This is a genomic window from Hymenobacter agri, from assembly GCF_054778495.1.
In genome coordinates, this window is record NZ_BAAGZM010000204.1 from 1 (window position 1) to 9,508 (window position 9,508).

Annotated in this window: 11 protein-coding genes; 3 read left to right on the forward strand and 8 right to left on the reverse strand. The window is 63.1% G+C overall.

From position 1 onward, the window contains the following. The 3 genes from ACYVDE_RS11550 to ACYVDE_RS11560 all read right to left on the reverse strand — a co-directional run. The coding region (locus ACYVDE_RS11550; protein ID WP_460501700.1) for a hypothetical protein at positions 1-180 on the reverse strand (180 nt) is incomplete at its 3' end. A gap of 41 nt (positions 181-221) precedes the next feature. Continuing rightward, positions 222-977 carry a prolipoprotein diacylglyceryl transferase family protein gene (locus ACYVDE_RS11555; RefSeq protein WP_460501701.1) on the reverse strand — a complete coding sequence of 252 codons (756 nt, stop codon included), beginning with the start codon at positions 975-977 and terminating at the stop codon, positions 222-224. Positions 978-1,132: 155 nt separating this feature from the next. Beyond that, entirely contained in the window at positions 1,133-2,176 is a 1,044-nt protein-coding gene (locus tag ACYVDE_RS11560) for an SDR family NAD(P)-dependent oxidoreductase (RefSeq protein ID WP_460501702.1), read from the reverse strand. 191 nt (positions 2,177-2,367) lie between these two features. On the opposite strand from ACYVDE_RS11560, the gene ACYVDE_RS11565 reads away from it, so the two are divergent. Then, entirely contained in the window at positions 2,368-2,889 is a 522-nt protein-coding gene (locus ACYVDE_RS11565; protein WP_460501703.1) for a hypothetical protein, read from the forward strand. Between the two features lie 191 nt (positions 2,890-3,080). Further along, on the forward strand, positions 3,081-4,115 hold the full coding sequence (locus tag ACYVDE_RS11570; protein WP_460501704.1) for a bile acid:sodium symporter family protein: 1,035 nt from the start codon (positions 3,081-3,083) through the stop codon (positions 4,113-4,115). 204 nt (positions 4,116-4,319) lie between these two features. On the opposite strand, the gene ACYVDE_RS11575 is transcribed toward ACYVDE_RS11570, so the two are convergent. Continuing rightward, the gene (locus ACYVDE_RS11575) at positions 4,320-5,033 is read right to left on the reverse strand and encodes a dienelactone hydrolase family protein (protein ID WP_460501705.1); all 714 of its coding nucleotides are present in this window, start codon (positions 5,031-5,033) and stop codon (positions 4,320-4,322) included. Between the two features lie 218 nt (positions 5,034-5,251). On the opposite strand from ACYVDE_RS11575, the gene ACYVDE_RS11580 reads away from it, so the two are divergent. Then, on the forward strand, positions 5,252-6,304 hold the full coding sequence (locus ACYVDE_RS11580; protein ID WP_460501706.1) for an LLM class flavin-dependent oxidoreductase: 1,053 nt from the start codon (positions 5,252-5,254) through the stop codon (positions 6,302-6,304). Positions 6,305-6,384: 80 nt separating this feature from the next. Here ACYVDE_RS11580 and ACYVDE_RS11585 read toward each other — a convergent pair whose 3' ends face one another. The 4 genes from ACYVDE_RS11585 to ACYVDE_RS11600 form a co-directional block, all read right to left on the reverse strand. Further along, positions 6,385-6,702 carry a hypothetical protein gene (locus ACYVDE_RS11585; protein ID WP_460501707.1) on the reverse strand — a complete coding sequence of 106 codons (318 nt, stop codon included), beginning with the start codon at positions 6,700-6,702 and terminating at the stop codon, positions 6,385-6,387. Positions 6,703-6,734: 32 nt separating this feature from the next. Further along, complete coding sequence (locus ACYVDE_RS11590) at positions 6,735-8,060, reverse strand: PAS domain-containing protein (RefSeq protein ID WP_460501708.1); 1,326 nt, start codon at positions 8,058-8,060, stop codon at positions 6,735-6,737. A gap of 100 nt (positions 8,061-8,160) precedes the next feature. Further along, a complete protein-coding gene (locus ACYVDE_RS11595; protein ID WP_460501709.1) occupies positions 8,161-8,484 on the reverse strand; it encodes a hypothetical protein in 324 nt (107 codons plus the stop codon). Positions 8,485-8,603: 119 nt separating this feature from the next. Then, positions 8,604-9,508, reverse strand: a 905-nt coding sequence (locus ACYVDE_RS11600; protein WP_460501710.1) for a PAS domain-containing protein, incomplete at its 5' end; no start/stop codon positions are given.

Genomic DNA, 9,508 nt, shown 5'->3' on the forward strand with positions numbered 1-9,508 from the left:
ATGCACGCAGCCCGAATTAAAATTTGCATCGACCGACATAATCACAGAACCATCCTCACTTAGACCACCGCCAAATAAATAGGCTAATGATAAAAACAGTATAACCATCCAGATTCGCCCCTTCAAGCGATTTTTTTTGATGCGTTCAGAATTTGAAGCCAGGTAGAGCTGGTGGTTCAAAAAGTCAGTTTTATCCAGTGTATAATTTATTTCCATGTCAGTTATGTAGCGTATTTAAATCGGATTTCTCGTATCCACCCCCAAACATAATACCCCAACCCCGCCACGCAGGCCCACTGAATGGCCGTAAGCCCCAGCCAGGTAGCCGGCATGGGCTTAATGAATTCCACCAGCAGCCGAAACAGCAAATAGCCGCTCAGAAACAGCTCGAACCGCCGGCCATCAGGCAGCGGCCCGCGCCACCGCTCCAGCAGCCACAGCAGCAGCGCCAGCGCCGCCAGAAACAGAATTTCGTAGAGGTTGGTGGGATGGCGGCGCACGCCATCGCCGAAATTGATGCCCCAGGGTAGGGAAGTGGCCGTGCCGTAGGTGCCGTCTTCGAGCCCGCTGAAGAAGCAGCCTAGCCGGCCAATGGCTAAACCCAGGATGATGGGAAACACCATGAGGTCGCCGCTGCTGGCCGTTACGCCCAGGTACTTCTTGGTTAGCTCCACGCCCACGAGGCCGCCCAGAAAACCGCCCACAATGGTTTTATTGGTGAAATAGTAGAGCCAGCCGCCCGGCGGGTGCAGCAGTTCGGCGGGGTGTTCGAGCAACCCCAGCAGGCGCGAGCCAAGTAGCGCCCCAGCCGCCGCCCCCACGAATATCCACTGCCGGTGCGCGTCGCTAATGCGGTCGGGATAGCCAGCGCGCAGGTGTTGGTAGAGGCGGTAGCCTAGGGAATAGGCCAGTACCTCGCACAGCAGGTGCACGGGCAGGCGGGCGGGGCCCAGGGCCAGCTCGACGGGGAAATGCATGGCGCAAGATGCACCAACATCGCCAAACTGGTTAAAAATGCCGTCATGCTGAGCGCAGCCAAGGCAGTTCGCGTGCCACAGTACATCCTGATGCGTGGATTACTGCTGCACGCGAGCTGTCTCGGCTGCGCTCGGCATAACGTTCATTAAAACTTTTACAGCTCGTTGTTTTTCGTGGCGGCTTTGCGGTTAAGGGCCGTGAGTGGCGAGCGGGTCAGGTCCGACTCGCTTTCGAAGCCGGTGCGGCGCACGTTGGCGGCCGGGCTTTCGCCGGTGGCGGGCAGAGCGCGGTTCATCCAGCTCAGAATGTCGGTGGTGGTGCCGGGCAGCAGGCCGTGGAAGGCCGCCAGGAATTTGGCCGGGATGGAGAGAATGACTTCGCCATCGCCGCGGCGGCAGGCGTTCCATATTTGGCGGCCCGCCTGCTCGGCGCTGAGCGTGAAGCCCGGCAGCGAGTCGGCGATGCTAAACCAGGCAAACTCCTTCTGATGCTGGCCTTTTACCTCGGCGTGGTCGGCGCTGCCGGTGCGCAGCAGGCCGGGGCACACCGTCGTCACGGCAATGCCGTGGTGGCGCAGCTCGGCCCGAAAGCCTTCGGACAACCCTACCAGCGCGAACTTGCTGGCGCTGTACGGGGCCATGTGGGGCAGGGCCACCTTGCCGCCCAGGCTCGAAATATTGACGATGCGGCCCGCCCCGCGGCGGCGCATGCTGGGCAGCACGGCCGGCATGGCGTGCAGCGGCGCCCAGAAGTGCGTGGCCATCGAGTCCTCGAAATCGCGCACGTCCATGTTGTCGAGTGGCCCGGCGGTGATGATGCCGGCGTTGTTGATGAGTACATCAACCGGCCCGAGGCGGTTTTCGACTTCGGCTACCATGGTGCGGACCTCGACCTCGTTGGTGATGTCGCGCGAGAGGGTGATGACGTCGGCTTCGGCCGCGCCGGCCATGAGCAGGTCCTGGCGGGCGCGGGCGAGTTCGGCCTCGTCGCGGGCGCAAATGGCTACGCGGGCACCTTCGTGCACGGCCTGGCAGGCCAGCACCAGGCCCAGCCCACGTGAGCCGCCGGTGATGAGCACCACGCGCCGGCTCAAGTCGTAGGAGCCGCGGCGATTGCCCCACATGGAAAGGGCCAGAGTAGCCGCCCCGAGGCCGGCGGCCAGCAGCCAGTTGGTTTTCGAGCGTTTGGCTTGTTTCATGGTCAATAGTATGGAAAAAGCGGCGCAAAGGTTGCAAGGCCAGCCAGCGAGGCCCGAATTTTCCGGTCGGGTTGGCACGAAACGTGGCCGTAGCCGCGTTGGCGTGGGAACGGACCGGGTTTTCGGCCGATATTTACTCCGTTATTTTGCTATATTCTCAGGGCCCCAGCCCGCTGTTTTTTGCTTCGCTTATGAAACGCTTGTTGCTCCCGTCGCTCGTGGCGCTGGCCGTGCTCATCGCCGCGCCGGCGACCCGCGCGCAGACTCCCACCACTGTTAAAACCAAAGTAAAAACCGCTGGCCAGCCCGGCGTGAAAACCAAAACCAAAGTGGCCGCCGCTTCGGCCGAGCCCGTCGAAACCATCGTGGCCCCCGACGCCGTGGTCGATGCCAAGGCCAACGCCCTCACCACCAATATGCAGCAGAACCTGGGCCTGAATCCCCAGCAAACCGAGAAGGTGCGCGTTATCAACCGCCGCGGCGTGGAGATGGTGGAAACCGGCCGCCTGCGCTACAAGTCCGACCCGCGCAAGCTGGCCGGCATCATCGAAAGCGCCGGCCGCTCGCGCCTCGAAGCCCTGAAGGAAGTGCTGACGCCCGCGCAGTTCAACAAGTATCAGCGCAAGCGTGAGGAGAAAATGGGCGTGCCCAACGTGCAGGGCGTGCAGGGCAACGCCGCCCCCGGCCTGGGCGGCGGCGTGCCGACGGAGTAACTCCGCCCGTCTATCATCCTGAGCGCAGTGAAGGACCTTAACACGTCTGAGTAAGTATTTATTGCAAATGTGATAAGGTCCTTCGCTGCGCTTAGGATGATAGGCGTTAAAAAGCGCCGGACTGGCCCGAGTCCGGCGCTTTTTTGTGTCCGGTCGCATCATCCGCAGCCGGGTGGGCGTATTCTTGCCCCATGACCCCACCTCCCGCACCCGCCGCGCCCAACCGTTTCGTCGCCCTGTTATCCCGCGCCGGGCTCGATTGGTTTTTGCTGGCGCTGCTGGGCGTGGTGGGGCTGGCCTACCTGGCGCCCGGCCTGGGCAGCAAGGCCAGTCCGGTGCCGTGGCACGCCATTACCACGGTGGGCGTGGCGCTGGTGTTCTTCTTTTATGGCCTCAAGTTGAGCTTTGAGAAGCTGCGCGAGGGCATGCGCAACTGGCGGCTGCACGTGCTCACGCAGCTTAGCACGTTCGTGCTGTTTCCGGCGCTGGCGCTGCTGGTGCGGCCGTTGTTTGGGGCCGAAGGAGAGGAGCTGTGGCAGAGCATTTTCTTTCTGTGCGCGCTGCCCAGCACGGTTTCCACGTCGGTGGTGATGGTGAGCATTGCGGGCGGCAACCTGCCGGCGGCCATCTTCAACGCCAGCATTTCCAGCCTGTTGGGCATTGTCTTCACGCCGCTGCTGTGCAGTTTGTTTCTGCACACCGGCACGGGCGGCGGGCAGCTCTGGAGCCTGGGGCTGCAACTGCTGTGGCAGGTAGTGCTGCCGGTAGGGGCGGGGGTGCTGCTCAACTCCCGCTTCCACGCCTTCGCCGACCGCCACAAGGCCGGCCTGCGCATTTTCGACCAGGTGACCATTCTGCTCATCGTCTTTACGGCCTTCTGCGAGTCGTTTGCCGAAGGCATTTTCATTAGCTACCGCCCGGCCGACATTGCCAAGCTGAGCGCGGGCATGGTGGCCCTATACCTGATGGTGTTCGGCATCATCTGGGGCCTGAGTCGGGCGCTGCAGTTTCCGCGGGCCGACCAGATTGTGGCTGTTTTCTGCGGCTCGAAGAAGTCGCTGGTGCACGGCAGCGTGATGGCCAGCCTGCTGTTTCCGGCCAGCGCTGCTACCGGCCTCATTCTGCTGCCGCTTATGCTCTACCACGCGCTGCAGATTATTCTGGCCAGCAGCATGGCGCAGTACCTGGGGCGGCAGGCCGCGGCAGCCGAAGCGGTATCAGCCTGAGGCTACGGTACCCCTACGGGGCAGCCCTTAGACGAAAAGGCCCGATTTCAACTGAAATCGGGCCTTTGTATTGGTGCAGGGACGATGTAGAAACGTGACACGTCGCGTCGTTGAACGATGTGGCAGACCGATTCCCGAACGGCGCGGACGCCGAGACGCGACGTGTCGCGTCTCTACAATCGTTCTGCTACGGAAGAGAGATGCCTACGCTCCCAGCTTCTCGCCGAAGAAGGCCAGCGTCAGCGCCCAGGCTTCTTTGGCGGCTTCGGGATGGTAGCTGGGGCGGGCGTCGCAGTGGAAGCCGTGGTCGGCGTAGGAGATGACGGTGTTGATGTAGGGCTTCTGAGCCGCTTCCACGGCCTCAATTACCTGGCGAATCTGCTCTTTGCCGATGTGCTCGTCGAGCCCGCCCCAGAAGAACAGGTGGGTGGCGTGCAGGTCCTTGGCGCGGTCGGCAATGGTTTCGGTGCCGCCACCGTAGTACGATACGCCCGCCGCCAGCGGCAGCACAGCATTGGCCAGAAACGACACGCGGCCGCCCAGGCAGAAGCCGATGCTGCCGATTTTATCGGCTTTCACCAGCGGCTGGCTTTGCAGCCAGTCGTAGGAGGCCTGCAGGTCGGCCGTCAGGTCGGTATTGTTGATGGCCGCGTAGTGCGGCATGGCCTCGCTGCTAAAGTTGGCGTAGGGAATTTCTAGGCCCGGGGCGGCCGTGCGATGGAACAGCTCGGGGGCAATAACGGCGTAGCCGGCCGCCGCCAGCCGGTCGGCCACGCTGCGGATGTGCTCGTTCACGCCAAAAGCTTCCTGCAGCAGGATGATGCCCGGCACGGGGCCGGTGCTGCTGGGGAAGGCCGTGTAGGCGCGCATCTCGGTGCCGTCGGCCACGGTGAGGTTCACGAAATTCTGGTCACTCATTGTTGAAAGAAAAGCGGTGGGTGGTGAAAAAGTAGCAAGCAGTTCGGCTCTAAACAGGCAATCGGGCATTTGTTCATCGAAGGTGATAATAAACGGGCCTGAACCGGAAGGGCCAACTGGCGGTTTAGCATCATCGGCCAACTGCCGCGCCGTGCGCTGCCGCCGCTCTTTTATTTCACGGCAGAACCTTCGCTGAAGGTAATGCCCAGCATATTCACATGTCTTCTTCCGCCCCTAAACTCCGTCTCAACGTGCTCGACCAGTCGCCCATCCGGCCCGGCAGCACCCCCCGCGAGGCCCTGCTCGAAACCGTGCAGCTGGCCCGGCTGGCCGACCGCCTCGGCTACTCCCGCTTCTGGGTGAGCGAGCATCACAATACCAATACCTTGGCCGGCTCGACGCCCGAAGTCCTCATCGCCCACCTCGGCAGCCAGACGCAGCGCATCCGCCTGGGTTCGGGCGGCATTATGCTGCCGCATTACTCGGCCCTGAAGGTGGCCGAGAACTTCCGCATGCTCGAAGCCCTGTTTCCAGGCCGTATCGACCTCGGTATGGGCCGCGCGCCCGGCGCCGACCGCCTCACGGCCTACGCTCTCAACCCCAGCAACCAGTTCAACGAGAAGGACTTCATCGAGCAGCTGATGGACCTGCAGGCCTACCTGCGCGACGACAAAGTGCCCGAAACTATCCACGAGCGGGTGATGGCCATTCCGCAGTCGGCCACCACGCCGGAGCTGTGGCTGCTGAGCTCCAGCGGCCAGAGCGGGCTGTTTGCCGCGCACCTGGGCATGGCGTTTTCGTTCGCGCAGTTCATCAACGGCAACGGCGGGCCGGCGGCCGTGCAGCAGTACCGCGAGCGGTTCCGGCCCTCGCCGGAGCTAGCTGCGCCGCTGGCCAATGTGGCTGTGTTCACGATGTGCGCCGATACCGAGGAGAAAGCCGCCGAGCTACGCAAGGCCATGGACATGCAGCTCATCCGCTTCAACCGGGGCGAGTTCCGCACCTTCCCCTCTGCCGAGGAAGTGCGCACCTATCAGTTCACGGCCGAAGACCAGGCCCACCTGCACCACAACCGCCACCGCATTGTGAGCGGCACGCCCGCCCAGGTGCACGCCCAGTTCACCGCCATGGCCGCCGAGTACGGTGTCGACGAGATTACAGCCGTCACCATCACCGCCAGCTTCGAAGACCGGGTGCGCTCTTATGAGCTGCTGGCCGAGGCGTTTGAGCTGGCGCCAGCCACGACTGAGGAGGAAGTTCTGCTGGCGTAAGCCGGCAAGACCCGCCACAAAAAAGGGCCGCCCGATGGGCAGCCCTTTTTTGTGCGCTCAGCGCCGAGGTTTAGGGTGAATTATTTCACGTTGCTTTCCAGATGCACAAGCTGGGCTTCAATCTGGTCGGCGTAGTTGTTAATCTGGTCGAGGCCGGTGCGGGCTTCCTCAATCTGGCCGCGCTGGTAGCGGGTGGCCAGCTCCTGGCCGGTGCGCAGCATCTGCTGCACGGTACGTTCCAGCTCGTGCACGGCGGGGAGGTTGCCCAGCTCGGGGCGCAGCGAAGTTTGAATCCACTGGCCCAAGGCATTATCGGCGTAGGAAAACAAGGTAGGTTCGGCTTCTCGGACGCCGTAGAGCACCGAGCGCAGCCGCGACTTAAAGAGCACCTGCTTCACGCGGGCCTGCTGAAAGTAAGATACGTCTGAATTTAAGCAGTAGCCGCATCGTCGAGGGCCTGCGAGGAGGCGTCGCGCACTTGCTCGAGGGCCTGCCGGGCCCGCACCAGGCCCGTTATCTCGAAGGCAAAGACCATAACGCCGGCGGGCTGGCCATCTTCGCGGAACTGCTGGTACACAAAGTTGAAGTACGAATCCTTAAGTACACCGCTCGCATCGCGCTCCAGCTGCAGCTTCATCTCGTTGCCGTGGAAGGCTTCACCCTTCTCGTACACGTTGTCGAGCAGCTCGATGATGCCCTGCTCCTTTACTTCGGGCAATACTTCGGCGATAGTGCGGCCTGCCAGCTCGCGGTGCGGAAACAGCTGCTGGTAGGGCGGGTTGATGAATTCGAAGCGGTGCTCGGGGCCGCGCAGAATGGCAATCATGGCCGGGGCCTGCATGAACAGCTGCTTGTACGTTTCGCGCTGGCTTTCGGCGCGCTGGTACATCTGGTAGGCCTGCTCAGCCAGGGTGTTCTGCTGCTCGTTGGCCGTGAGTAGCTCCTGCACCATCTGGCGCTGCTCGTGAATGTCGCTGCCCGCGCCCACCCACATGTTGATGGCGCCTTCGGCGTTGCGGCGCGGCACGGCGCGCACTAGTATCCAGCGGTACTGGCCGTCGTGGCGGCGCAGGCGGTATTCTACCTGGTAAGGCTCGCCGCTGGCTACCGAATTTTCCCAGGCGGCCAGCACCCGGGCGCGGTCTTCGTCGTGAATGCTCCGGGCCCATTGGCGGCCAGTTTGCTCGTCCTGCGTCTTGCCCGTGAAGCTGAGCCAGCGCGAATTGAAATAGTCGCGGTCGCCGGCCGGCGTAGCCGTCCAGATAAGCACGGGCAGGTTTTCGAGAATGAAGCGGGTGCGGTCCTGGGCTTCGTCGAGCTCGCGCTGCACTTGGGCGGCGTGCAGGCTCGCGCGGTGCTGCGCGGTTACGTTCTGAGTGCGCTGCAGAATGTACTGCAGGTTGCCGGTTTCGTCGAGAATGGGGTAATGCGTGGCCTGCCAGTACATTTCCTCGAAGCCGCCGCCCTGCTCGGCGGGCAAAGCCAGGTCGTAGCGAATCAGGGGCATGGTGTGCGGCTCGCGAAAGCGGCGCACGTGCTCGTGCGATTGAAAAATAACGTCGCCTTCGTTCTGGTCGACCGACGGAAATGCCTCAAACAGCGACTTGCCTAATACTTCGGCCCGCGGCTTCAGCGAAGCGGCCACGTGGCTGTCGGTGTTATCGATGATGGTGGCGTCGGGCGCCATCAGCAGCAGGTTTTCGGGCAGGGAATGAAACAGGCGCTGGTAATCGACGGGGTCAGCGAAAGCAGTCATGGGGTGGGCAAGTAGCAACGGGCAAAAGCGCGACGGTCCGGAAGGGCCGCCGCATACGGGTAAAAGTACGAGCAGAACGCGCGTCGGAGCCGCGGCCGTGTCAGGCCAGCCCCAGGTTGCGCTCCAGACTCAACAACAAAGTGTCAATCTGGTTGGCGAAGGAGTCAATTCTTTCGAGGCCGGTACGGGCTTCCTCAATCTGGCCGCGCTGGTAGCGGGTGGTCAGGTCCTGGCCGGCGCTCAGCATCTGGCGCACGGTGTGGTCGAGCTCGCGCACCTCGGGCCGGGCGCCGTGCTGGGGGTGCAGGGCTGTCTGAATCCACTGGCTCAGTGGGTTTTCCTGCAGCAGAAATAAGCCGGGCTCAGCTTCTCGGACGCCGTAGAGCACCGAGCGCAGCCGCGACTTAAAGAGCACCTGCTTCACGCGGGCCTGCTGAAAGTGAAAGCGGCATATCGGGGGCGGAAAAGAAGGAACAAGAACCAGCTCACTACGCCGGGCGGGCTAGGCAAAGAGCCGCGAACCGGGCCAATCGTTGCTTCGGGCTAGGCCGACGGCAGCGTTGGGCCGGTATCGCGCAGGCGTTCAAGGGCCTGGCGGGCCCGCACGAACTCGGTGACCTCGAAGGCAAACACCATGATGCCGGCGGGCTGGCCGTTTTCCTGGAATTGCTGGTAGGAGAAATTAAAATAAGAGTCGCGCAGCTCCTGGCTGGCGTCGCGCTCCAGCCGCAGCGGCAGCTCCTGGGCGTAAAAAGTTTCGCCGCTCGCATACACCTGGTCGAGCAGCCCGATGACGCCCTGGGGCACCAGCTCGGGTAGGGCCTCGGCCACAGTGCGCCCCAGCAACTGGCGATGCGGAAACACCTGCTGGTAGAGCGGGTTCACAAACTCGTAGCGGTGCTCGGGGCCGCGCAGGATGCAGATGATGGCCGGGGCCTGCATGAACAGGTTGTGGTACGTTTCGCGCTGGCTTTCGGCGCGCTGGTAGAGCTGGTAGGCCTGCTCGGCCAGGGTGTTCTGCTGCTCGTTGGCCGTGAGCAGCTCCTGCACCATCTGGCGCTGCTCATGAATGTCGTTGGCCGCGCCCACCCACATGGTAATGGCGCCGTCGGCGTTGCGGCGCGGCACGTTGCGAATCAGCAGCCAGCGGAACTGCCCGTCGTGGCGCCGCAGCCGGTATTCGTACTGAAACGGCGTGCCGGCGGCCAGGGCTTCGGCCCAGCCGGCCAGCAGGCCGGGCTGGTCGTCGGGGTGGGTAATCTCGCTCCAGTCGATGTGCTGCATCTGGGCCTGGGTTTTGCCCGTGAACTCCAGCCAGCGGTTGTTGAAATAGTCGGGCGTACCGTCGGGCCGGTTGGTCCAGACGAGCACGGGCAGGCTTTCCATAATGAACTCCGTGCGCTGCCGGGCCTCGTCGAGGGCGGCCCGGGCCTGGGTGGCGGCCTGCG